General features: G+C 73.6%; 22 protein-coding genes and 1 pseudogene. 10 read left to right on the top strand and 13 right to left on the bottom strand.

Annotated features, from left to right (window positions below; translation table 11 throughout):
* Nucleotides 1-4: 4 nt before the first annotated feature.
* From ACIBST_RS24545 to ACIBST_RS24525, 5 genes are read right to left on the bottom strand one after another with little or no spacing between them, the layout of a single operon-like run.
* Nucleotides 5-1,357 carry a condensation domain-containing protein gene (locus ACIBST_RS24545; protein ID WP_397174837.1) on the bottom strand — a complete coding sequence of 451 codons (1,353 nt, stop codon included), beginning with the start codon at nt 1,355-1,357 and terminating at the stop codon, nt 5-7.
* On the bottom strand, nt 1,354-2,448 hold the full coding sequence (gene hppD / locus ACIBST_RS24540; protein ID WP_397174835.1) for a 4-hydroxyphenylpyruvate dioxygenase: 1,095 nt from the start codon (nt 2,446-2,448) through the stop codon (nt 1,354-1,356). The genes ACIBST_RS24545 and hppD overlap by 4 nt, the downstream gene beginning before the upstream one ends.
* Nucleotides 2,449-2,451: 3 nt before the next feature.
* On the bottom strand, nt 2,452-2,664 hold the full coding sequence (locus ACIBST_RS24535; RefSeq protein ID WP_352359912.1) for an MbtH family protein: 213 nt from the start codon (nt 2,662-2,664) through the stop codon (nt 2,452-2,454).
* A gap of 10 nt (nt 2,665-2,674) precedes the next feature.
* Nucleotides 2,675-4,429, bottom strand: a complete 1,755-nt coding sequence (locus ACIBST_RS24530) for an amino acid adenylation domain-containing protein (RefSeq protein ID WP_397174833.1) — start codon at nt 4,427-4,429, stop codon at nt 2,675-2,677.
* 11 nt (nt 4,430-4,440) lie between these two features.
* The gene (locus ACIBST_RS24525) at nt 4,441-5,658 is read right to left on the bottom strand and encodes an NAD(P)/FAD-dependent oxidoreductase (protein ID WP_397174832.1); all 1,218 of its coding nucleotides are present in this window, start codon (nt 5,656-5,658) and stop codon (nt 4,441-4,443) included.
* A gap of 148 nt (nt 5,659-5,806) precedes the next feature.
* Between ACIBST_RS24525 and ACIBST_RS24520 the strand changes: the two genes are divergently transcribed.
* The 4 genes from ACIBST_RS24520 (at nt 5,807) to ACIBST_RS24505 (ending at nt 9,668) form a co-directional block, all read left to right on the top strand.
* On the top strand, nt 5,807-7,120 hold the full coding sequence (locus ACIBST_RS24520) for an extracellular solute-binding protein (protein WP_397174830.1): 1,314 nt from the start codon (nt 5,807-5,809) through the stop codon (nt 7,118-7,120).
* Between the two features lie 141 nt (nt 7,121-7,261).
* Nucleotides 7,262-8,728, top strand: a complete 1,467-nt coding sequence (locus ACIBST_RS24515) for a multicopper oxidase family protein (protein WP_397174828.1) — start codon at nt 7,262-7,264, stop codon at nt 8,726-8,728.
* Nucleotides 8,729-8,746: 18 nt separating this feature from the next.
* On the top strand, nt 8,747-9,154 hold the full coding sequence (locus ACIBST_RS24510; protein WP_397174827.1) for a DoxX family protein: 408 nt from the start codon (nt 8,747-8,749) through the stop codon (nt 9,152-9,154).
* 61 nt (nt 9,155-9,215) lie between these two features.
* Entirely contained in the window at nt 9,216-9,668 is a 453-nt protein-coding gene (locus ACIBST_RS24505) for a DUF1579 family protein (RefSeq protein ID WP_352359900.1), read from the top strand.
* 64 nt (nt 9,669-9,732) lie between these two features.
* Here the strand turns inward: ACIBST_RS24505 and ACIBST_RS24500 are convergent, their stop codons facing one another.
* Complete coding sequence (locus tag ACIBST_RS24500; RefSeq protein ID WP_397174825.1) at nt 9,733-10,431, bottom strand: TetR/AcrR family transcriptional regulator; 699 nt, start codon at nt 10,429-10,431, stop codon at nt 9,733-9,735.
* A gap of 99 nt (nt 10,432-10,530) precedes the next feature.
* On the opposite strand from ACIBST_RS24500, the gene ACIBST_RS24495 reads away from it, so the two are divergent.
* Nucleotides 10,531-11,469 carry an NADP-dependent oxidoreductase gene (locus ACIBST_RS24495; RefSeq protein ID WP_397174823.1) on the top strand — a complete coding sequence of 313 codons (939 nt, stop codon included), beginning with the start codon at nt 10,531-10,533 and terminating at the stop codon, nt 11,467-11,469.
* A gap of 46 nt (nt 11,470-11,515) precedes the next feature.
* Here the strand turns inward: ACIBST_RS24495 and ACIBST_RS24490 are convergent, their stop codons facing one another.
* On the bottom strand, nt 11,516-12,799 hold the full coding sequence (locus ACIBST_RS24490) for an acyltransferase family protein (protein WP_397174821.1): 1,284 nt from the start codon (nt 12,797-12,799) through the stop codon (nt 11,516-11,518).
* A 239-nt stretch (nt 12,800-13,038) separates the two neighbouring features.
* On the opposite strand from ACIBST_RS24490, the gene ACIBST_RS24485 reads away from it, so the two are divergent.
* Together ACIBST_RS24485 and ACIBST_RS24480 are read left to right on the top strand one after the other, a co-directional pair.
* Nucleotides 13,039-13,824 (top strand): tryptophan 2,3-dioxygenase, encoded by a 786-nt coding sequence (locus ACIBST_RS24485; RefSeq protein ID WP_397174820.1) that lies wholly within the window; start codon nt 13,039-13,041, stop codon nt 13,822-13,824.
* Complete coding sequence (locus ACIBST_RS24480; RefSeq protein ID WP_397174818.1) at nt 13,821-15,032, top strand: kynureninase; 1,212 nt, start codon at nt 13,821-13,823, stop codon at nt 15,030-15,032. Before ACIBST_RS24485 ends, ACIBST_RS24480 begins: the two co-directional genes overlap by 4 nt.
* Before the next feature lie 116 nt (nt 15,033-15,148).
* Here ACIBST_RS24480 and ACIBST_RS24475 read toward each other — a convergent pair whose 3' ends face one another.
* Genes ACIBST_RS24475 through ACIBST_RS24465 form a run of 3 tightly spaced genes read right to left on the bottom strand, consistent with a single transcriptional unit; the run spans nt 15,149 to nt 18,230 of the window.
* The gene (locus ACIBST_RS24475; protein WP_397174816.1) at nt 15,149-16,792 is read right to left on the bottom strand and encodes a CoA-transferase; all 1,644 of its coding nucleotides are present in this window, start codon (nt 16,790-16,792) and stop codon (nt 15,149-15,151) included.
* Entirely contained in the window at nt 16,789-17,553 is a 765-nt protein-coding gene (locus ACIBST_RS24470) for an enoyl-CoA hydratase/isomerase family protein (RefSeq protein WP_397174814.1), read from the bottom strand. Before ACIBST_RS24470 ends, ACIBST_RS24475 begins: the two co-directional genes overlap by 4 nt.
* On the bottom strand, nt 17,553-18,230 hold the full coding sequence (locus ACIBST_RS24465; RefSeq protein ID WP_397174813.1) for an FkbM family methyltransferase: 678 nt from the start codon (nt 18,228-18,230) through the stop codon (nt 17,553-17,555). The genes ACIBST_RS24470 and ACIBST_RS24465 overlap by 1 nt, the downstream gene beginning before the upstream one ends.
* A gap of 224 nt (nt 18,231-18,454) precedes the next feature.
* Between ACIBST_RS24465 and ACIBST_RS24460 the strand changes: the two genes are divergently transcribed.
* Entirely contained in the window at nt 18,455-19,324 is an 870-nt protein-coding gene (locus tag ACIBST_RS24460; RefSeq protein ID WP_397174811.1) for an arylamine N-acetyltransferase, read from the top strand.
* A gap of 21 nt (nt 19,325-19,345) precedes the next feature.
* On the opposite strand, the gene ACIBST_RS24455 is transcribed toward ACIBST_RS24460, so the two are convergent.
* Nucleotides 19,346-19,726: a VOC family protein gene (locus ACIBST_RS24455; protein ID WP_397174809.1), complete on the bottom strand. Its 381-nt coding sequence runs from the start codon at nt 19,724-19,726 to the stop codon at nt 19,346-19,348.
* A gap of 95 nt (nt 19,727-19,821) precedes the next feature.
* On the opposite strand from ACIBST_RS24455, the gene ACIBST_RS24450 reads away from it, so the two are divergent.
* A complete protein-coding gene (locus ACIBST_RS24450) occupies nt 19,822-20,940 on the top strand; it encodes a helix-turn-helix transcriptional regulator (RefSeq protein WP_397174808.1) in 1,119 nt (372 codons plus the stop codon).
* 302 nt (nt 20,941-21,242) lie between these two features.
* On the opposite strand, the pseudogene ACIBST_RS24445 reads toward ACIBST_RS24450, so the two are convergent.
* Together ACIBST_RS24445 and ACIBST_RS24440 are read right to left on the bottom strand one after the other, a co-directional pair.
* Nucleotides 21,243-21,311: pseudogene (locus ACIBST_RS24445) on the bottom strand (nitroreductase family protein); the annotation flags it as partial.
* 109 nt (nt 21,312-21,420) lie between these two features.
* Nucleotides 21,421-21,936: a hypothetical protein gene (locus ACIBST_RS24440; protein ID WP_397174807.1), complete on the bottom strand. Its 516-nt coding sequence runs from the start codon at nt 21,934-21,936 to the stop codon at nt 21,421-21,423.
* Nucleotides 21,937-22,157: 221 nt separating this feature from the next.
* Between ACIBST_RS24440 and ACIBST_RS24435 the strand changes: the two genes are divergently transcribed.
* A complete protein-coding gene (locus tag ACIBST_RS24435) occupies nt 22,158-23,033 on the top strand; it encodes an alpha/beta fold hydrolase (RefSeq protein WP_397174806.1) in 876 nt (291 codons plus the stop codon).
* Nucleotides 23,034-23,040 lie beyond the last annotated feature (7 nt).

The raw sequence follows: 23,040 nt of genomic DNA, 5'->3' as shown, positions 1-23,040 counted from the left end.
GCGATCACTCCAGCGGCGAGTCGGGGGCGGCCAGGCCGGCGCGCAGGATCTCGCCGAAGTCGGCCACCATCGTCACGATCGTGCTCTCGGTGAACAGGTTGCTGTTGTAGGCGAAGTTGCCGAAGATCTCGCCGGAGGGGGCGATGTCGAAGGTGAGCAGCGCGCCGTCGGGGATGTCGGTGCCGTTGGGCTGGTCCAGCAGGCGTTCGCGGACCTCGGCGATCTCCAGGTCGCCGACGCGCTCACCGTCCATGCCGGTGGCGAACTGCCAGACCTGCAGCGCGCACAGCGCCTTGCTCTCCAGCGCGGCGTCGGCCATCAGCTCGGGCGCCTCGGCCACGATCTGCAGGAACGGGATCTCGTTGGCGTAGGAGTCCATGCAGGTCCGGCGGGAGCGCTCGACGACCTGCCGGAAGGTGGCGCAGCCGTCGAGGCCGGTGCGCAGCGGCAGGAAGTTGAAGAACGGCCCCACGGTCTCCTGGAACTCCGGCTGCCCGCGTCCGGAGCTGATCACCGGGACGACCAGGTCGGTGGCCCCGGTGATCCGGCTGAGCAGCACGTTGTAGGCCGCCAGCAGCACCATGAACGGCGAGCTGCGCATCGTCCTGGCGTAGCCGATCACCCGGGCGGAGACGTCCTTGGGCAGCGAGAACCGGTGGACCGGGCAGACCTTGGCCAGCCCGGCCGACCTGGCGTGGTCGGTGGGGACGGCCAGCATGCGCGCGCCGCGCAGCCGCTGCGCCCAGAAGTCGCGGGCGGCCTGGGTCTCGGCGCTTGCGGCCTGCTCCTGCTGCCGTCCGGCGTACTCGTGGTAGGGGCGGGGCTCGGGCAGCGGCGGCACGGCGTGGCCGCGGCGCTCGGCGTAGCGGGTGACGATGTCGCGGATGAGCAGCTGCATGGACCAGCCGTCGCCCGCGGTGTGGTGCACGATCAGCGCCAGCACCGCGTCCTCGTCGTCGAACCGGCCGAGGATGGCGCGCAGGTGCGGCAGCTCCTGAAGGCTGTAGGAGCCGGCCTCGACCTCGGTGAGCAGCTCCTCGGCCCGCAGCGCGCGCTCCTCGGGGGCGGCGGCCGGCAGGTCGACCACCAGCAGCCGGGCCGGCGCGGACGGCTGCCGCACCTGGTACGCCTCCCCCTCGCCCCGGGTGATCGTCATGTTGAGCGCGTCGTGCCGGTCGGCGACGTCGTCCATGGCGAGCTGGAGGGTGTCGACGTCGATGCGGCCGCGCAGGCGCCAGCCGACGACGATGTTGTAGCGGGCGCTGAAGGGCCCCTGGGCGTCGCCCTGGTCGAACAGGCGCAGGAAGTGCTGGGTGTAGGACAGGGGGTACCGGATCGCCGGCGGGGAAATGGTCATGCTGCCGCCTCCGTGCGGGCATCGCGTCGGCCGCTGCGCTGGAGCTCCACGGCCCGGTAGAGGGCGCTGATGTTGCCGCTGCCGAAGCTGCGGGCGCCCAGTCGCTCGATGAGTTCGAAGAAGAAGGTGTCGCGGGGGTGGGTGGAGCGGGCGAAGATCTGGTAGAGCTGCCCGTCGTGGTCCTCGTCGACGAGGATGTCGAGCCGGGCCAGGTCCTCCACCCGGTACTTCACCGGCCGGACCCGCTCGGCGAGCAGGCTGTAGTAGACGTCGGGGGCGGTCAGGAACTCCACCCCGCGGGCCGCGGTGCCCTCCACCGCGGCCACGATGTCGGCGGCGGCCAGCGCCAGGTGCTGCACGCCCGCGCCGCCGTGGTCGCGCAGGAACTCGTCGATGTGGCCGGGCGTCCTGGTCACGTCCGGCTCGATCAGCGTGAACGTCACCTCGCCGCCGCGGCTGCGGACGACCTTGGTGGTCATGGCCTGCGAGCCGACGGCGATGCGCTCGGCGAAGGTCAGGTCGAAGCCGAGCACCCGCCGGTACCACTCGACGGTGGCGTCGAGCTCCCCGGCCGGGACGCACACGGCCAGGTGGTCCACCTCCCGCAGCCCGAGGGCGGAGCCGGCCGGCCCCGGCCCGGCGGACGCGGTGTCGCGGAAGCCGGGCAGGGCGTGCTCGCGTGCCCCGGCCGGGCGCTGCACGAAGGTGTGCAGCACGTCGCCGAAGCCGTAGATGGCGGCCGTGACGAAGCCGTCGCGCCCGGCGGGGGCCGAGACCGGACGCGCGCCGCGCCGCACCGCCTCGTGGTAGGCGGCCGCGGCGTCGGGCACGCCCAGCGCGATGTCGGACACGCCGTCGCCGTGCCGGTCGAGGTAGCCGGCGCCGGGGTGGTCGGCGGCCAGCGGCTGGGTGAGCACGAACCTGATCCGGTTCGCGCCCAGGACGGCCGCGCGGGCCCGGCCGTCCTGGACCGTGGCGTAGGCCGAAAGGCCCAGGGAGCCGGTCAGCCGGGCGGTCTCGCCGTCCAGGTCGCCGACGTAGAAGCCGATGTGGTCCAGGCGCAGGTCGTCGAAGATCGTCGTGGTGGTCATGGGCTATCCGGCGTCCGTCCGGGCGGCGAGACCGCGCGGGCGCAGGTCCGTCCAGTGGGCGGTGACGTACTCGGTGCAGGCGTCGCGGACGGCCGGGCCGAAGGCGACCTCCCACCCCGCGGGCACGTCGGCGAAGGCGGGCCACAGGCAGTGCCGGCCCTCGTGGTTCACCAGCACGCGGAAGGCCGCGTCCCGGTCGTCGAATGGGTTGCTCATCTCGTCCCTCTCACTGGGTGCGCGCGCCGGCCTCTAGCCATTCGTCCAGGCCGGCCACGGTCGCCGCGTCGAACAGGTCGCCGATGGACAGGTTCACGCCCAGCGCCGCGCGGATCCGGCTGACCAGCCGCATCGCCAGCAGCGACTGGACGTCCAGGTCGAAGATGCTGTCGTCCACGCCGACCCGCTCGACGCCGAACACCTCGGCGAACACCGTGCACAGGACCTCCTGGCGGGGGTTCTGCGGCGCGCGGTAGGCCGAGCCGGGCTCGTTGTCGGGGTCGGGCAGGGCCGCGCGGTCCACCTTGCCGTTGGCGGTCAGGGGCAGCGCGTCCAGCACGACGAACGCCGTGGGCACCATGTAGTCCGGCAGCGACGTGCGCACGTGGGCGCGCAGCGCGGCCGGGTCGGGGGCCTCGCCGACCGGCACGACGTAGGCGACCAGACGCTTGTCGCCCTGCCGCGACTGCCCGGCCACGACGGCGACGTGCGCCAGCCCGGGATAGCCGGCCAGGACGGCCTCCACCTCGGCCAGCTCCACCCGGAAGCCCAGGATCTTGACCTGGTCGCCGGCCCGCCCGATGAACTCGATCTGCCCGTCGTCGTTCCGCCGGACCAGGTCGCCGGTGCGGTACATGCGCTCGCCGGGCCCGCCGAACGGGTCGGCGACGAAGCGCTCGGCGGTCAGGTCGGGGCGGCCGTAGTAGCCCCGGGCCACTCCCCGGCCGGCGATGTACAGCTCGCCCTCCAGGTCGCCGGGGACCGGGCTGAGGCGGTCGTCGAGCACGTAGAGCCGCACGTCCCGCATCGGGCCGCCGACCGGCACGCTGGTGCCCAGCTCGGTCCCGGCGGTCAGGGGGGCGTGGGTGGAGAACAGGGTCACCTCGGTCGCGCCGTACATGGCCCGCACGGTCGTCCCCGGGCAGGCGGCCAGCACCTGGCGGACGGCGGCGGGCACGATCACGTCGCCGCCGGTGAGCACCTCGCGGACGCCGGCCAGGCAGTCCGCCCCCTCCTCGGCCACGACGCGGAACAGCCCGGCGGTCAGGTGCAGCCCGGTGATCCGCTCCTCGCGGATCAGCCGGCGCAAGGTGTCGAGGTCCGGCTCGCCGGGCGGCGCGACGACGATCGTGCCGCCGTGCAGCAGCGGCACCCACAGCTCGTACGTCGAGACGTTGAACGCGTACGGCGCGACCATCAGGACGCGCTCGTGGGCGCCGGTGTCCCAGCAGGGGTCGAGGGCCAGGCCGAGCACGTCCCAGTGGGTGACCGCGACGCCCTTGGGGTGCCCGGTCGAGCCCGAGGTGTAGATGACGTAGGCCAGGTCGTCCGGGCCGGTGGCGACGCCCGGCTCGGTGGCCGGTTGCTGCGCGGTGGCGGGGTCGTCGTCGGCCAGCAGGGTCGCGGGGGCGGCCGGCAGGCCCGCGGCGGCCTTGGCCCGGTCGGCGACCAGGACGGGCGTCCCGGACGAGTCGACGATCCACTGCCGGCGGTCGGCCGGGTAGGCGCTGTGGACGGGCAGGTAGCAGCCGCCCGTCTTGAGGATCGCGAGGAGCGTGACGACCAGCTCGGCCGAGCGCTCCATCAGCACCGCGACCGGCGTCTCGGGGCCGGCGCCGAGCCCGCGCAGGCGGTGGGCGAGGCGGTTGGCCCGCTCGTCGAGCTCCCGGTAGGTCAGCCGCACCGGGCCCGCCGACACCGCGACCGCGTCGGGCGTGCGCCTGGCCTGCTCGGCGACGTGTCCGTGCACAGTTGTAGGCGACATCAGCGGGTTCCTCAGTCGTCGTGGAAGATGGCGTGGATGCCGGAGACGCCCGAGAGCATCGTGGCGAAGTCGATCTTGCGGGGGCGGAGCTTGCTGGGGTCGAGCGTCTTCTGCGCCCTGTCCCAGTACTCCTCCTTGTGCTTGGTGCGGTCGTAGAAGAAGCGCACGAAGTCCAGCAGGGAGTCCAGGAACTCGCGGTAGTCCTTCTCGTAGCGCGCCAGCACGGCCTCCTCCGAGGCCGGGTCGTTCAGGATCTCGTCCACCGCGCCGGCCAGCCCGTGGGCGCCGCGCAGCGCCAGGCCGACGCCGGTGGACAGCAGCGGGTCGATGAAGGCCGCCGCGTCGCCCACCAGGGCCCAGCCGGGGCCGTGGAAGCGGGTGCAGGTGTAGGACCAGTCGCGGATGCTGCGGAAGCCGCTGACCCGGGTGGCGCCCTCGGTCAGGGCCCGCACCTCCTCGGCGGCGGCCAGCTCCGAGGCGTACAGGTCCTCCAGGCTCTTGCCGGACTTCTTGTACTCCTCGATGGGGGTGACGTAGCCGACGCTCACCGTGCCGTCGTGCAGGGGGATGAACCAGAACCAGCCCGCGGGGCGGTTCTCGGTGACGGTGTCGCCGAAGCGCGTGCCGCCGTAGCGCTTGCACCCCTGCCAGTACGACCAGACCGCGATGTTGCGCAGGTCGTCGTGGTACTCGATGAGGTCGAAGCGGCGGGCCAGGAGGTGCTGCTGCCCGGTGGCGTCGATCAGCAGGCGGCAGCGGGCGGTGCGCTGCTCGGCGTCGCCCTTCACCGTGTACGTCACGCCGGTGACGCGCTCGCCGTCGAACACCAGGTCCTTGACCGTGGCCTCCTCGAACACCGTGGCGCCCAGCTCCCTGGCCCTGGCCAGCAGGAGGGAGTCGAAGTCGGCGCGGCGCACCTGGTAGGCGTACTCGTAGTTGGACGCCTCGGCGAAGCGGAAATCCCAGGTGCCCTGGTTCCTGCCCCACAACAGGGTGCCGCCGTACTTCTTGACGAACCCCATCTGGTCGAGCCGCTCCTTCAGGCCCAGTTCCTCCAGCGTGGGCATGGACCCCGTGATCAGCGACTCACCGATGTGGTAGCGCGGGAACTTCTCCCGCTCCAGCACCAGAACCCGGTGCCCGCGCTGGGCCAGCAGTCCCGCCGTACCCGAGCCGCCAGGGCCTCCGCCGATCACGACAACGTCGAACTCGTCATGAGTGTTGATCACCGTGCTCCTCCGTTTCGCCGCTCTGCGACTCGCAGTCAGGGTCACATTCACGTCGCGGGGCCCACATCCTTTGAATTGCTGTCTGAGCTCACGAAACACCGCATTTCACAAGATGTGCGGCGGGGTGGCCGCGTTCATCATGAGGCGAATGAGAACGGTCATCAGCGTCTGGATCGCCGAGCATCCCCTGCCGGACTACCTGGGCCCGATCAGGAGGATGGCCGCCGACTTCGAGGCCGTGCACCCGGACCTCCGGATCGAGATCACCGGGCACGGCTTCCGCGAGCTGCCCGCCGAGGTGGCCCGCGCGGCCGGCCGGGGGGAGCCGCCGGACCTGGCGGAGTACTACGCCACGGCCACCCGGCTCGCGCTGGACACCCGGGCGCGTTCCGGCGCGCCGCTGTTCACGCCGATCGAGCGCGCCGTCGGGGGGCGCGCGGAGATCCTCGGCGAGCCGGTCGTGCTCGCCGACCTCGAACCGGCCGTACGCGGCCACTACACCTACCGCGGCGAGCTCGTCGCCGCGCCCGCGACGGCGACCACGGCGGTGCTGCTCACCAACGCCACCCTGCTGCGCGCGGCCGGGATCGACGCGCCGCCGCGCACCTGGGAGGAGCTGGAGCGCGCCTGCGCCGCCGTGCGGGCGCTGCCCGGCGGCCCGCCGCACGGCGTCTCCTGGGCCAACCACGGCTGGCTGTTCCAGCAGGCCGTCGCCGGGCAGGGCGGCCTGCTGGCCGACCACGACAACGGCCGCGCCGGCCGCGCCGGACGGGTGGACCTGGCCTCCAAGGAGCTGCTGGCCTACGCCGCCTGGTGGCGGCGCCTGCACGCCGAGGGCCACTACCTGCGCGCGGGCGAGCCCGGCGACTGGGGGCCGGCGCTGGGGGCGTTCCTGGGGCAGCGGGTGGCGTTCACGATCGCGTCCTCGGTGGTGGTGGGCATGATCGCCGAGCGCGGGCGGGAGTCCGGGTTCGAGGTGACGGCGAGCCCGCTGCCGCACAACGAGAGCCTGCCGCGCGCCGGGCACCTGGTCTCCGGCCAGGCGCTCTGGCTGACCGACGGGCTGCCGCCGGAGCGGCGGGACGGCGCGCTGGCGTTCGTCCAGCACCTGCTGAGCGCGGGCAACGCGGCGCGGTGGCACCGGGAGGCCGGTTTCCTGCCGGTCACCGGGGCCGCGGCCGGCCTGCTGGAGCAGGAGGGCTGGTTCGACCGGCACCCGGTGCACCGGGCCGCGACCGCCCAGCTCCGCGCGGCCGACGGCTCCCCCGCCGCGCTGGGCGCGGTGCTCGGGGACTTCGCCGGGATCCAGGACCTGATGACGCAGGCCATGACCCGGGTGCTGGACGGCGCCGACCCCGACGACTGCTTCGCCGACGCCTCGCAGCGGGCTCAGGGCCTGCTCGACGCCTACAACGCCGACTGCCTGGACGGGCGCACCCCGCGCCGCCTGTCGGTGGGCTGAACCACCGCCGCCTTCCGGGCGGCGGCACCGCTCCCACGGCATCCGCCCGTGAAGTGAGCACTTCAGAAGAAGACCGTGCCGGCGGGCGATGCCACGCTCGGACATGGCGATGGGAGTTCCCGTATGTTAAGCCGACGGCGCTTGATCGTTCTCGGTGGCCTGGCAGGAGGCGCCGCGCTCACCCCGGTGTCCCGCGGGCTGTTCGGCGAGCCGGAACAGCAGGCGCAGCAACAGCACATGATGCGCATGCACGACCACGGGGGCCGGGTCCCCGCGGTCCGCACCGGCGCCACCGCGGCGCCCTTCAGCGTCGCGATGCCGGTGCCCCCGGTGCTGGCCCCCGTGGCCACCCTGCCGGGCATCGACTTCTACCGGCTGTCCATCCAGCAGGCGACCACCGAGATCCTGCCGGGCGTGAGCACGCCCGTGCTGACGTACGGCGGCCAGTTCACCGCCCCCACCATCCGCGCCCGCCAGGGCCGCAGGGCGCTGGTCACCTTCGACAACAAGCTCGGCCACGAGGCGAACGTGCACCTGCACGGCGGCCGGGTGCCGGCGGCCAGCGACGGGTACCCGATGGACCTGATCGCCGACGGCAAGTCGAAGACCTACGACTACCCGAACGCCCAGGCCGGCGCCACGCTGTGGTACCACGACCACACCCACCACATGGAGGCCGAGCACGTCTACCGCGGCATGCACGGCTTCTACCTGGTCGAGGGCGCCGACGAGCAGCAGCTCGGCCTGCCGTCCGGGGCCTACGACGTGCCCATCCTGCTGCGCGACGCGCTCTTCGACGACCAGGGCGGGCTGGTCTTCGACCCGGCCGACCCCTACAACCGGCCGACGCTGATCGCCAACGGCAAGGCCCAGCCGTACTTCAAGGTCGCGGCCCGCAAGTACCGGCTGCGCCTGCTCAACGGCTCCACCCACCGGATCTTCGAGCTGTCGCTGAGCAACGGCGCCCAGATGACCCAGATCGCCACCGACTGCGGCCTGCTGGCGGCGCCGGTGCCGACGTCCAAGCTGGTGCTCTCCTCGGGCGAGCGGGCCGAGGTCGTGATCGACTTCGGCGCGTTCCCGCTGGGCACGCAGGTGACGCTGGAGGACGTGAGCGGGTCCGTGCTCCGCTTCGACGTCGTACGGCGGGCCGTCGACCGCAGCCGCGTCCCCAGCCAGTTGCGCGCGATGGTCCCGCTGGCCGCGGCCACGCAGACCCGGCAGCTCACGCTCAGCCTGGACCCGGTCAACATCCAGGCCCTGATCAACAACCGGGCGTTCGACGCCAACCGGGTGGACATGCAGGTCAAGCGGGGAACCAGCGAGGTGTGGGAGGTCACGAACTCCGACACCAACGTCGGCGGCTCGGGCTTCGGCGTCCCGCACAACTTCCACACCCACCTCGCCCAGTTCCGGATCCTGGACCGCGACGGCACGCCGCCGCAGCCGGGCGAGGCGGGGTGGAAGGACACGGTGCTCATCCAGCCGGGCGAGACCGTGCGCTTCCAGGCCAGCTTCGGCGACTACCTGGGGCGATACGTCTACCACTGTCACATGTTGGAGCACTCGGCCATCGGGATGATGGGCCAGATGGAGATCATCAACTAGTTCCTCAAGGAGGACTGCATGAGCACCACGAACAGCACGACCGCCGTCGGCCGGTCCACCGGTCGCGGCGTCAACATCGCCCTCTGGGTCGCCCAGGTCCTTCTGGCGTTCCAGGTCGGCCTGGGCGGCGTGCTCAAGCTCGCCGGCGACCCGACCATGGTCGCCATGTTCGAGGACATCGGCGCCGGCCAGTGGTTCCGCTACGTGGTCGGCGTGCTGGAGATCGCCGGCGCGATCGGGCTGCTGATCCCGCGGCTGAGCGGCGTGGCGGCCCTCGCGCTGATCGGCCTGATGATCGGCGCGGCCGGCACCAACGCGATCGTGCTGGGCGGCGTCCCCGTGATCGAGGCCGTCCTGCTGGTCGTCCTGGCGCTGGTCGTCTGGGGTCGCTGGTCCCGGGTCAAGGCGTTCTTCGGCGCCAAGTGAGCTCACCCCCGCCCGGTACGCGATCGGCGTACCGGGCATCGACCTGTCCCGTGGAGGGAACATGACAGAGACGGCCAACCCGCAGAACCAGCTCCCCACCCCCGACCCCTCGCTGCAGACCCTGCAGCCGCTGGTCGGCACGTGGGAGATGACGGGCAAGGACTTCGGCACCGGCGAGGCGACCGGCGGCCGGCTCGTCTTCGAGTGGATGGACGGCGGCTTCTTCCTCGTCCAGCGCGTCGAGATGAGCCACGGCGGCGGCACGATGACCGGCGTGGAGTACATCGGCCACGACCCCGAGAGCGGCGCGCTGCGCTCGCACTACTTCGACAGCACCGGCAACAACTTCGTCTACGTGTGGAAGCTCGACGGGCGCGACCTCAACATCTGGTTCGGCGCGGAGGGCTCGCCGGCCGGGTTCAGCGGCGCCTTCAGCGAGGACGGCCGGACCATCAGCGGCCGGTGGGAGTGGCCGGGCGGCGGCTACGAGGCCACCATGACCCGGGCCGGCTAGCCCGGACCGATCTCGTGACGGCCGGGACGGGCCCGCCCGTCCCGGCCGACGCCGGTCCGCCTGCTCACTCCAGGTCGTCGCCGGGACCGGCGGCGGGGCGGGTGAGGCGGACCATGGCCCGATACAGGGCGGTGGGCGCGGGGGTCGGCTCCAGCGGGGGCAGGTCGGCGCCGGGGGCGGCGTAGGCGCGCAGCATCTGGCCGACGAGGCGGCGCCAGGTGTCCGGGGCGGCGTCCCCCGTGGCGGCGATGACACCGGCGTTGGCCATCAGCAGGATGACCATGTCCTGGTCGGTGAAGTCGGCCCGCAGCCGGCCGGTGGCCTTGGCGCGGGCGATGAGGTCGAGGAAGCCGTGATAGGCCGCGGCCCGGCGCTTCTCCAGGGCCTTGGCCGCGGGGAAGGTCATGGCCAGCACGTCGGCGAAGCCGCGGTCGGCGGCCTGCATGGCGCACACGGCCTGGACGTAGCCGACGAAGCCGTGCCAGGGGTCGGGGTCGGCCAGCGCCTGCGCGACGGCGGCGGCGTAGGCGTCCATGCGGTCGGCGAAGACGGCGTTGATGAGCTCTTCTCGGGTGGCGAAGCGGCGCGACAGGGTGGCCTTGCCGACCCCGGCGGCGCGGGCGATGCAGGCCATGGAGACGCCGAGGCCGTGGCTGGCGTACAGGCGGCGGGCGGTGGCCACGATGCGTTCGCGGTTGCGTTCGGCGTCGGCGCGCAGGCCCGGCCCTGGCTGCTCACCGGAGGGTGCGGAGGCGTGATCCATGCCCCCATCCTACCCAAGTGGAACGACCTACCCACTTTCTTTGTTACGCTGGCGGCACGAAACGGGTAGCCCGTTCCACTTTTCTGAGAGGTGCAGCTCATGCGTGCTGTCATGCTGAACTCCGTCCCCGCCGACCCGGCCGTGGCCGACCTGCCCGTCCCGCGGCCGGCGGCCGGCGAGGTGCTGGTGAGGGTCGCCGGCTCCTCCGTCAACGGCTTCGACCTGGCCGTGGCCGCCGGCTATCTGCAGCAGATGATGGAGCACCGTTTCCCGCTGGTGGTGGGCAAGGACTTCGCCGGCACCGTCGAGGCGCTCGGCGAGGGCGTCGAGGGCTTCACCGCCGGGCAGCCGGTCTTCGGCGTGGTGATGACGCCGTTCCTCGGCCCCGGCGCGATGGCCGAGTACGTGACCGTGTCCGCCGGTTACGGCATCGCCCCGCTCCCCCAGGGGCAGGCCACCGCCGAGGCGGGCGCGCTGGGCCTGGCCGGCACCGCGGCGCTGGACAGCCTCGACGCCGTGGCCCCGGCCGAGGGCGAGACCATGCTGATCTCCGGCGCCACCGGCGGCGTGGGCGCGCTGGCCGTGCAGCTGGCCGCCGCCCGCGGAGCCCGGGTGATCGCCACCGCCCGTCCCGGCGCCGAGGCCGGCTTCGTCACCGGGCTCACCGCGGCCGAGGTCGAGCTGGTCGACCACGGCGGCGACCTGCCCGCCCAGGTCCGCGCGCTGGCCCCGGCGGGCGTGGACGCCGTGCTGCACCTGGCGGGTGACGGCGCCGAGCTGGCGGGGCTGCTGCGCGGCGGCGGCCGGATCGCCTCGACCCTCGGCCTGACCCCGGACGCCGTCCAGGGTGTGCCGGTCACCGTGCACACCGTCATGGCCGACCCGAACCCGCGGACCCTGGGCGAGCTGGCGGCCCGGGTCGCGTCCGGTGCGCTGCGCGTGCCGATCAGCGCCACCTACCCGCTGGAGCAGGCCCCCGAGGCGTTCGCCGCCTTCCGCGCGGGCACGCTCGGCAAGATCGCCGTCACCTGCTCCTGACGTCCCCGGCCTGAGCTGAACAGCCGCCTCGGCCACCCCCCAGGCGCTAGACCGGGACGCGCGGGCTCTCGGCCGGCCGGCGCGGCTCGGTCTCGGCGCGCCGGGCCACCAGGCGCTCGCGCAGCCGCATCGCGGGCAGCTCGACCAGGTAGTAGCTGACCGTCGCGACGGCGACCGTGCCCACGAGCACGACCGCCAGCAGCTCCCAGAAGCCGGACTTGCCCATCACCATCGGCATCGGCACCGGCGGCGCGCCGAAGACGCTGCCGTTCTGCAGCCAGAGGTACTGCAGGATGAAGTGCCACAGGTAGACGCCGTAGGAGATGCGGCCGAAGAAGCGCATCGGACGGTTGGTGAGCACCGCGTCGATGACCTTCGAGTGCACGCCGGGCACCACCACCGGGGCGATGATCAGCAGCGCGAAGATCAGGAACAGCACCATCTCGGCCATCGCCTCGGGCACCGTGGCGTAGTCGGCCATGCCGGGCTTGCCGAACGGCCGGATGCAGTTGATCACGTAGACGACGGCCGCGCCCAGCCAGAACAGCAGCGGCCGGCGGGCCACCAGGCGGTAGAAGGCGGGCGTGGTGTCCTTGGCCTCCGCGTACGCCGACAGGATCGCCAGGCCCATGCCGATGGCCAGGAAGCCGGTGAAGCCGATCACCCAGAAGTACTCGTACGGGAAGGGACCCATCGACTCCAGGTGCGTGTACGCGGTCCAGGCCAGGCCGACGAGCACGAAGACGCCCAGCGGGACCAGCAGGCGGCGGGCCTTGGCGCCGGGGTCGGCGGCCTTCCTGGCGTACCGGTCGAAGATCCAGGCCAGGATGGGCAGCGCCAGGTAGAAGGTGACCTCGGCGGGCACGGTCCAGGTGGGCTCCAGCCCCGCGTAGCCCGCTTCGGGGCCCGGCACGTAGTAGTGCATGAGCAGCAGGGGGCTGAGCACGTACCAGAGGCCGTCGACGCTCTTGAGGTTGAGCAGCAGCAGCGCCGCCACGGCCACCAGCCAGTACGCGGGCAGGATCCGCAGCATCCGCTTGATCAGGTAGCCCTTGAGCTCAGGACGCGGCGTGCCGACGATCGTCGCCCTGGCGAACGGCCGGTACAACAGCAGGCCGGACATCACGAAGAAGGGCGGCAGCAGCACGTTGAGCCCCTGGATCAGCACGGGCCAGATGCCGACGGACGGTTTGTCGTAGAAGCCGATGACGCCGGCGGCGAAGGCGACGTGCACCACGATCACGCCCAGTGCCAGATATCCGCGCAGCCCGTCGAGCCGAGGGGCACGTTTGCCGGGGCCGCCCCTCTTGATGATCTCCGGTGAGGTCATGGCATGTTTCCTCGCAGTTCGCTCGCTGATGGGGCTCGGCGCCCCCTCGGCGCCATCGTCACGCGGGGCCGCGGGCGGCCGCATCTCGTGTCGTGCGCAATTTCCGGTGCCGCCGGACGGCCTTTTCCACACCTTCCTGAATGCCTTTCCCGCGAATTGCAGGAAGCGGTCCCGGCGGGGCAGGTAGCTGCCCGCGAATGCCCTGTCGTCCGTTCCTGGGGGCGCGCATCGTTGGGGCCATGAGAGAAGACACCGTCCTGACGTACTCGTCCTACCTGGCGCTGGAGGAGATCCTCACGGCGCAGCGACCGGTTTCCGAGAGCCATGACGAGACGCTGTTCATCATCGTCCACCAGGTGTACGAGCTGTGGTTCAAACAATTGCTGCACGAATTCGCCGAGCTGCAACTCGAACTCGCCGGCGGATTCACCGCGCACGCCATGCGGACTTTGCACCGGTCCTTGAAGCTGATGCGGCTCGCGGTTTCCCAGATGGACGTCATGGAGACGATGACGCCGTTCCAGTTCGCCGCCTTCCGCGGCAAGCTGGGCACCAGCAGCGGCTTCCAGTCGGCGCAGTTCCGCGAGATCGAGGCGGTGCTGGGCCGGCGCGACGAGCGCATGCTGCTCGGCCAGGCCGAGGGCACCCCGGCCCGCGCCCGGATCGAGGCGGCGATGGCCAGGCCCACGCTGTACGACTCGCTGCTGACGTACCTGTACCTGCGCGGCTACGAGGTGCCGCAGGACCGGCTGCACCGCGACGTACGGCTGCCGCTGGAGCCGTCGGAGTCGCTGCAGGAGCTGCTGCTGCGGGTCTACCGGGACGACACCGGCGCGGCCCAGCTCTGCGAGCGGCTGGTGGACCTGGACGAATGCCTTCAGGAGTGGCGGTACCGGCACCTGAAGATGGTCGAGCGCACCATCGGCGCCCGGCCGGGTACCGGCGGCTCCAGCGGCGGGGCGTACCTGCGGGCCTCGCTGACGCCGTCGTTCCCCGACCTGTGGGCGGTCAGGAGCATGGCATGAACGACATCTCCGGACGCCTGGCGCCGCACTACTCGGCCTTCCGCGCGGCGGACCGGCTGCTGCTCACCGGCCACTCCCACCAGGCCTGGCCGGACGTGGCGCTGGCCGGGCAGATCGAGGCGTTCGACGACGCCGCCAGGGACGTGGACGACAAGTGGGCCGCCGCGTTCAAGAAGGCCGACCGGGTCAGGGAGGGGTTCCGGCTCTTCCTCGGCGACCCGTACGCCGAGCTGGCCCTCGGGTCCAGCACGCACGAGCTGGTGCTGCGCTTCCTGTCGGCGCTGGACCTGCGCGGCCGGCCCCGGCTGGTCACCTCCGGCGGGGAGTTCCACACGCTGCGGCGCCAGCTCGCCCGCCTGGCCGAGGAGGAGGTGGAGGTGGTCGTCGTCCCGCCGGAGCCGGTGGGCACGCTGGCCGCGCGGCTGGCGGACGCGGCCGACGGGCGCACGGCCGCCGTCCTGGTCTCGGCGGTGCTGTTCGAGACGGCCAGGATCGTGCCGGAGCTGGACGCGCTCGCCGCCGCCTGCCGCCTGCAAGGGGCCGAGCTGCTGGTGGACGCCTACCACGCGCTCGGCGTGGTGCCGTTCTCGACGGCGGGCCTGGAGTCGGCGTGGGTGGTGGCGGGCGGGTACAAGTACCTGCAGCTCGGGGAGGGCAACTGCGTGCTGCGGCTGCCGGCGCACGCCGACCGGCTGCGGCCGGTGGTGACCGGGTGGTACTCGGAGTTCGCCGAGCTCGCCGAGGACCCGCGGGCGGGCGGCCGGGTCGGCTACCCGGCGGGGGCGGCCCGGTTCGCGGGGGCCACCTACGACCCGGTGAGCCACTACCGGGCGGCCCGGGTGTTCGACTTCTTCGCCGCGCAGGGGCTGACGCCGCAGGTGCTGCGGGCGGTCTCGCTGCGGCAGCGCGGGCTGCTGGCGGCGCGCTTCGACGAGATCGGCGCGCCCGCGCACGTGGTCAGCCGGGACCTGGACGCCGCGCCCGAGGAGTTCGGCGGGTTCCTGGCGCTGCGCTCGCCGTACGCGGGGCGGCTGCGGGCGGGGCTGGCGGCCCGGGGGGTGCAGGCCGACAGCCGGGGCGAGTACCTGCGGCTCGGGCCGGCGCCCTACCTGTCGGACGCGCTGCTGCACGCGGCCATGGACCGGCTCGCCGCCGAGATCCGCTCGCTGCCGTCCGACGGGACGGCCGGCGCGAGGCGGGCGGCGTGAACCGGCGGGGACGGCGGAGGCGAGGCGGGCGGCGTGAACCGGCGGGGGCGGCGGCGCACAACCGGCCACCCGCCCCCGGCCCTGGCGCCGGTCGCCTGTGTGCCGGTTTGTGGTGGTCAGGGGCGGAAGAGGGCCGGGTCCATGGGGACGAGCGACGGCGAGACGCGGACCGGGAAGCCGATCTGGTCGAGCACGTCGCGGCGCAGGTCCACGCCGGGCGCGAGCTCCACCAGCTCCAGCCCGCCGGCGGTGACGTCGAAGACGGCCCGCTCGGTGACGACCCGGGCCCACTGCCCGCGCCGCACGCCCTCGCCCAGCCGGTACGTGACGTGACCGGCCCGCGGCACCAGCTTGCGCACCCGCCCTTCGGCCAGGATCCGCAGCCCGCCGTCGGCGCAGCTCACCCGCAGGCCGTCGGTGGTCAGCGTGCCGGCGAAGACCAGCCGCGTGGCGTTGTGCGCGATGTCCACGAACCCGCCGGCGCCGGGGTTGGCCGCGCCGAACCGGCTGACGTTCACGTTGCCCTCGGCGTCGATCTGGGCGAAGGCGAGCGCGGCGAACGGGCAGCCGCCGCCGTCGATGAAGTCGAACTGCGAGGGCCCGTCGAGCAGCGCCCGCGGCGAGTAGTTCGCCGAGAACTGCCAGCCGCTCATCACGATGCCGCCGAACGAGCCGTGCTCGGTGGTGAACAGATGCTCCTCCAGGCGGCCGTCGTCCAGCAGGCCGTCCTCGGCCATGGCCAGGACGGCGTCGGAGGAGGCGCCGAACCCGAAGATCGACGTCTCCCCCGGCCTGACCTCCCTGGCGACCCGGCGGGCGATCACCTTGTCCGGGCCGGACGGCAGCCGCGGCACCCGCGCGACGGCGTCGGGCACGTGCCGCAGATAGCCGGGGTCGTGCCGTACGCCGGTGGTCATGGGCGCGTCAGGAACCACGACGACCCGGTCGACGAGCGCCCCCGGCACGCGCATCTCCCGCGCGGGCGACGAGCCCGCGGGCACGATCCGCGACACCTGCGCGATCACGGTGCCGCCGCACGCCTTCACCGCGAGGGCGATCGCCAGCGCGCTGGAGAACAGCGGCTGGTCCTCGAAGGACAGGTTGCCGTCGGGGTCGGCGGCGCTCGCCCGGATCAGCCCGGCGTGCAGCGGCCAGGTCGGGTAGAACAGGTACTCCTCGCCGCCCAGCTCGACCAGCTCCACCAGGTCGTCCCGGGCCAGGCCGGTGAACCTGCCGCCGCCGTGCCGGGGATCGGCGTACGTGCCGAGGCCGACGCGGGTCAGGTAGCCGGGGCCGCGCCGGGCCACCTCGCGCAGCCAGTGCATGGCGGCGCCCATGGGCCAGCTGTACGCCTCGACGAGGTCGTTCTGGATCAGCTCGGTCAGGGCGGGGCGCGCGCCGGTCACCGGGTGGCGCGGGTTGATGAACGAGGCGGACACGATGCGGCGCATCAGGCCCTTCCTGGCCACGTGGTCCATGCCGCCGATGCCGACGGCGTCCCCGGTGGCGCAGGGGAAGTAGAAGGTCAGCTCGCGCGGGGCGCCGGTGGTGGCGAAGCGCTCGCCGAGCGCGGCCAGCAGGGCGTCGGGGGTGAGCCAGCCGATGACGCCGGTGCTGGCGACGGCCTGGTGGTCCTCGATGAGCGCGACGGCCTCGGCCGCCCCGCACACCTTGCCCGTCCGTCCGCCCGCGACCGTTCCCGGGGCCTGGCCCCGGGACTGGCCCGAGGGCTGGTCCGGGAACGGGGTCGGGCCGGTCATGGGCGGGCTCCGAAGCGGGCCAGGCTCTCGCGGGCCGCGGCGGAGGCGCAGTCGGCGCCGAACATCCAGGCCGTGCGGGCGTCGAGCGTCTCGGCGGGCCCGCTCACCGCGTCGGTCAGCGCCCGCTTGGCGGAGGCGACCGCGTGCGGGGGCAGCGCGGCGAGCCCCGCCGCCACCTCCAGCGCGCACGCCAAAGCCTGCCCCGGCTCGGTCAGCTCGTCGGCGCCGCCGAGCGCGTGCAGCTCGCGGCCGGTCAGCGGGCGGTCGCCCCAGACCAGCCGCCGCGCGGCGACCGGCCCGACCCGGGCGGCCAGGCTCTGGATGCCCCAGGGCGGCACCCAGCCGAGCCGCACCTCCGGCAGGTGCCAGCGGGCGTCCTCGGCGGTGACCACCACGTCGCAGCCGGTGGCCAGCAGGAAGCCGCCGCCGAGCGCGAAGCCCTCGACGGCGGCCACCACGGGGATGCCGAGATGCTGGACGGCCCTGGCCACGCGCCCGGTGTCGGCCTCGTGCCGCACCATGCCCTCACGCGTCATCCCGGACAGCTCCTTCAGGTCCGAACCCGCGCAGAACCCCGGCGGCGCGCCCGTCAGCACGGCGGCGCGCACCCCCGGGTCGTCGTCCAGCTCGGTCAGCGCGGAGCCGAGCGCCGCGACCAGCCCGGACCCGAGCGCGTTGCGCACGCGGGGCCGGTCGAGCCGCAGGACGGCCACCGCACCCCGGCGCTCGCACGCCAGGCCCCCGTCCGACGGCCGGTCCATCAGAACGGGGTGGGCCAGGGGGCCAGCCAGGCGACGTCCACGACGCCGGGACGCAGGTGCGGCCAGGCGGCCACCTCGCGCCAGCCGTGCGCCGTCATGTGCTCGGCGATGCTGTCGAGGGTCGAGCCGCCGCTGTAGCGGGCCGTCACGCTGCCCTCGATGACGGCGAGCCGCAGCCGGCTCAGGTCGGTCCCGGCCAGCACCTCCAGCTCGGCGCCCTGGGCGTCCACCACCATCACGTTGCAGCCGTGCTGGATCTCGCTGACGGGGATCACCGGGACGACGTCCTGCCGGACGACGGCCATGGGCAGCAGCGGCGGCAGCATGCTGGACTGCTTGTCGTAGGGGGTGACGTTGAGCGTGGCCTGGCCGCGTTCCCGGCCGGCGCACGCGGCCACGACCTCGCGGGCCGGGTGGCCGTGCTCGGGCTCGGGCAGCCCGGCGGCCAGGTGGTGCAGCCGGAGCTGCTCGCGCAGCGCGGGCAGGTGGTCGCCGTTGGGCTCCATCATGACCAGGCGGCGGAACCCGCACCTGGTGAGCGCCTCCACCTCCTGGCCCCGGTGCGCGCCCACCTGGATCGCCCCTTCGGCCGGCAATCCCAGCTTGTCCAGCAGGTCGGGCAGGTGATCCTCCCATCGGGCGCTCACCCGCTCCGGTGCGACAGTCTGGTTGCGCATCTGGTCGTCTCCTCCCGGTGAACCGCTCAGGGCAGCGTCATCGTGGTCATCGTCGGTCGCGGCCGCGCGCCGCCGCATCTCGTGGATTGCGCGGTACGTCCGCCCGCCGTCCCGCATCGCCGTCCCGCATCGCCGTCCTGCATCGCCGTCTGAGGAGCAATCCGCGAGGTGCGGGACGGCCGCGCGGCGGACCACGATGGACGCGGCGACCGAAGGGAGGGCCCATGCGGCGAACTCGTGACCGTGACCTGAACGCCTACCTCGACCGGCTGGACGTCGGCGACCCCGGCGAGCCGTCGCTCCCGGCGCTGCGCGCCCTGCACCGCGCGCACGTGGAGCGGGTGCCGTACGAGACCTTGGAGGTTCAGCTCGGCCGGCGGATCACCGTGGACCCGCGCGAGTCGGTCGAGCGGGTGCTGCGCGGGCGCGGCGGCTACTGCGTCCAGCTCAACGGGGCGTTCGCCACGCTGCTGACCGCGCTCGGCTACGACGTCACCTGGCATCGGGCCGGGGTGCAGGCCGCCGTCCGGGCGCCCGCCTCGCCGGCGTCGTTCGCGCCGCACCTCGCGCTCACCGTCGCCCTCGACGGGCAGGACTGGCTGGTGGACATCGGGCTCGGCGACGGGCTGCACGAGCCGCTGCCGCTGCGGGCGGGGACGTACCGGCAGGGGCCGTTCGAGTTCCGGCTGTCCGCCTCGGACGTGGAGCCCGGCGGCTGGCGGTTCGACCACGACCCGCGCGGGTCGATCGCCGGGCTGGACGTCGAGCGGGCCCCCGCCGAGCCAGGGGACTTCGTGGAGTGGCATCCGTACCTGTGCACGTCGCCCGAGTCCCGGCTGGTGCGGGCCGCCGTCGTGCTGCGGCGCGACGCGACGGGCGCCGACTGCCTGGTGGGCTGCATGCTGCGCCGGATCGGCGCGGACGGCAGGACCGAGCGGGAGCTGTCCACCCGGCGGGAGTGGTTCGGGGCCCTGGAGGAGGTGTTCGGGCTGCGCCTCGACGACGTCAACGGCGCCGAGCGCGAGGCCCTGTGGACCAAGGTCCACGACGCCCACCTGGCCTGGCAGTCCCGCCGCCGCACCCCCGCCGCCTGACCCCGCCTGCTGACCCGCTGGTCAGCGGGCGGACGCGACCGGGGTGAAGAAGTTGACGAGATTGCCGTCGGGGTCGCGGAACAGCAGCGACCGGTTGCCCCAGGGCATCGTGGTGGGCTCGTTGACGAAGTCGGTGACGAAGCCGGTCAGGTTCTCGTACACGCGGTCCACGTCGTCCACCAGGAACTCGACGATCACGCTGTGGTTGTCGGCCGGGCGGGAGGATCCCGGGGCGAACAGCGGGACGGTCCGGGTGCCCGCGATCGCCAGCGTGGCGGTGCCCGTCCTGATCTCGGCGAAGTCCTCGGTGGACCAGGTCGCCGGCGTCCCGGTGGCCTGCTCGTAGAACCCGGCGAGGCGGGCGACGTCACCGGTGATGATGCGGATCGATACGAAGTTCATGACGTTCCTTCGGTGTTCGTGCAGCTCTTGGCACCCCGCACGGTACGACTGATACTGGACAGGTTCGGTCCACTATTCGCCATAGGCTCGGATTCATGTCGCCACCCACCGGTCGTGTGCTCACGCTCCTGGAGTTGTTGCAGTCGGGCGGCGTCCGGACGATGGCTGAGCTGGCCGACCGGCTCGGCGTGGACGGCCGTACCGTGCGGCGGTACGTCGGTCAGCTCGTCGACCTCGGGCTGCCGGTCGAGTCGGTGCGCGGCCGTTACGGCGGCTACCGCCTCGCCCGCGGCTACCGCCTGCCGCCGCTCATGCTCGACGACGACGAGGCCCTGGCCGTGCTGCTCGGCCTGATCGCCAACCGCCGTGCGAGCGGCGACGCGGGCGACACCGCGAGCGAGACGGCGAGCGGCGCAGTGAGTGGCACGGCGAGCGAGACGGCGGCCGCGAAGATCCGCCGGGTGCTGCCCGAACGGCTCGTCCGCAGGCTCGACGCGCTCATGGAGTCCCTCGCCTTCACCGGCCCGCCCGCCGGGCCCGCCGGCCCGGACGCCGCCGTCCTGCTCACGATCGCCGACGCCGTACGCCACCGCCGGCCCGTCTCGATCCGGTACGCCGACCGCGCTGGCCGGCGCAGCGACCGCACGCTGCACCCGTACGGGATCGTCAGCCACGCGGGCCGCTGGTACGTCACCGGCGAGGACCCCGGCGTCGGCGAGAACCGGATCTTCCGCCTGGACCGCGTCGCGGACGCCCGGGCCCTTCCCGGCTCGTTCGAGGCGCCGGCCGGACGCGCCGCGCCGGATCCGGCGCAGCAGGTCCTGTCAGGGTTCGCCACCGCGTCCTACCGGCACGAGGTGACCCTGCGGATCCACGGGACGGCCGAGCACCTCCGCACCCGCCTGCCCGCCTCTGTCGCCACCCTGGAAGAGATCGCCGCCGGCACCGCGGACGGCACCGCCGACGAGCCCGCCGGGGAGCCCGCGGACGGCACCGCAGTCGCCCCCGCCGACGAGCCCGCCGGGGAGGCCGGGGAGGCCGGGTCGGCTGGCGAGCGCTGGTGGCGTGTCGAGCTACGGGCCGAGCGGCTCGACTGGCTGCCCGCCGTGCTCGCCGCGCTCGACCGGCCGTTCGTCATCGAGCGTCCCGGCGAACTGCGCGACCTCGTCCTCGCCGCCGCCGACCGCCTCGCCGCCCGCGCCCGCCGAGCCTGACCGCCCGGCGTCACACTCCGACGAAGCTCACCGTCTCCGCCAGGTCCGCCCGCCCGGTACGCAGCCGCGGCACGCCCTCCCGCTCGAACCCCACCGCGACACCACAGAATCCTCCCGGGCCGGTCGGGGTCGTCGCGCTCGATCCCCAGCGCCCTGTACCGCTGGTCGGCCGCGGCGGCGAAGCGGTCCAGGTACGGCGAGGTCAGTCCGGCCGGGTACATCGGGTACTCCCGCTCGTCACCCGGGTCCCCGGCCTGCGCCCTGGCCGTCGCCCGCCGTTTCAGCTCGGCCAGCGGCTCGCCGGCCACGACGTACAGCCGCCACGGCTGGAGGCTCCCGCTCGACGGTGCCCGCGCCGCGGCGGTCAGCACCGTTCGAGCACCTCCTTGGGGACCGGCTCGTCGCTGAACGCCCGCACCGCCCGGCGGCCGTCCACGGCTTCGTACACGTCCATGCCCTCACGCCCTCTCGCCCGCTCGCTCAGCTGCCCGTGCGGGCGACGGCGTGGAGCCGTACGGCCGTCACCGTCGTGCCCGCGACCGCGGCCGTCACCAACCAGATCATGAACGTCGGGTAGCGACAGACCACCTGGATCCACATGATGTCGCCACCCCGCAGGAGCACCCGCGTGATCGGGACGATCGTGACGCACAGCGCGAGCGGGGCCGGCAGCGGCAGCAGCCGCCACCGCCGCCACCCCGCGCACACGACGGCCCAGCGCCGGGAGCGGGCCACGCCCCGCACGGCCAGCCCGACGGTCGCCAGGGCCAGCAGGACGAACACGATGTCGGTGGCGAGGTAGGGCGGCGAGGAGGGGATCTCGGGTGTGCCTCCCTCGACCAGGGCGACCAGGCCGTCCATGAGGGCGCGGGCGTCACCGAAGGCCGTCCCGGTGTTCGCCATGACCGCGATGCCGTATCCCCGATCCGGGGGCACGGCCGGGCCGGACGCGAGCGGCAGCGCGAGGCAGACCGCGGCGACGATGTCTGTGAGCACCCGCCCAACGCTATGGACCACCCGCGTTCCGCGACCATGGCGAAGTCCCTCCGCCTTTCCTGTGGAAAACCGCCATTCCCTCGCGCACCTCGACGACCAGCACCACGCCCCGGAAGCCCCTTCGCCGACCCGGGCGATTCCGCCCCCGACTGACGATTAATCCGTTTCGCCGGAAATGAAACCCTCGGTGCGCGAGTGCCGGTGATGGCTACCGTGGCGGAGTGCACACAGTGATCACGCGAGACGGCCGCGCCCTTGCCGTGGAGCAGTGGGGCGTCCCCGACGGGACCCCCGTCTTCTACCTGCACGGCACCCCCGTGGGACGCCTGGCCCGCCACCCCGACGACTCCCTGTACACCAGGCTCGGCATCCGGCTGATCACCTTCGACCGCCCCGGCCTCGGCGGCTCGACCCCGCTGCCGGGGCGGCGCGTCGTGGACGGCGCGGACGACGTCGCCGCCGTGGCCGACGCGCTCGGCCTCGACGAGTTCGCCGTCTACGGGGTCTCCGGCGGCGGGCCGCACGCGCTGGCGTTCGCCGCCCGCCATCCAGGCCGGGCCGTCCGGGTCGCCACGCTGGCGTCCCTGGCCCCGCGTGACGCCGAGGGCCTGGACTGGACGGCCGGGATGATGGAGGGCAACCGGCGCAGCGCCGCCGTCGCGCTCCAGGACCGCGACGCCATGATCGCCCACCTGGGGGCGGACTCGTCCGGGCCGCCGCAGTTGCCGCCGTTCGAGGCCGCCGTCCTGACGCGTCCGGAGGTCAGCGCCATGTTGAGTGCCGCGTACGCCGAGGCGGTCCGTCCGGGGCTCGGCGGCTGGGCCGACGACGTCATCGCCCTCTTCGGCACCCCCTGGGGGGTGGACCCCGCCTCCATCACCGTTCCGGTCCGGCTGTGGCACGGCGAGCTGGACGGGGTCGTGCCGGTCGCGCACGCCCGCTGGCTCGCCGCCCGCATCCCCACCGCCACCCTCACCGTCCAGCCCGGCGCCGGGCACGCCGGGCACTTCGACGCCACCCCCGCCACGCTGGAGTGGCTGCTGCACGGCGACGAACCCCTCCGCGACCAGGACGCGCTGGCGGCCGGCACCGCGTAGGCGGCCC

This window comes from Nonomuraea sp. NPDC049684 (assembly GCF_044465345.1).
Taxonomy (GTDB): Bacteria; Actinomycetota; Actinomycetes; order Streptosporangiales; family Streptosporangiaceae; genus Nonomuraea.
This window is presented reverse-complemented; position numbering and strand designations above follow the sequence as displayed.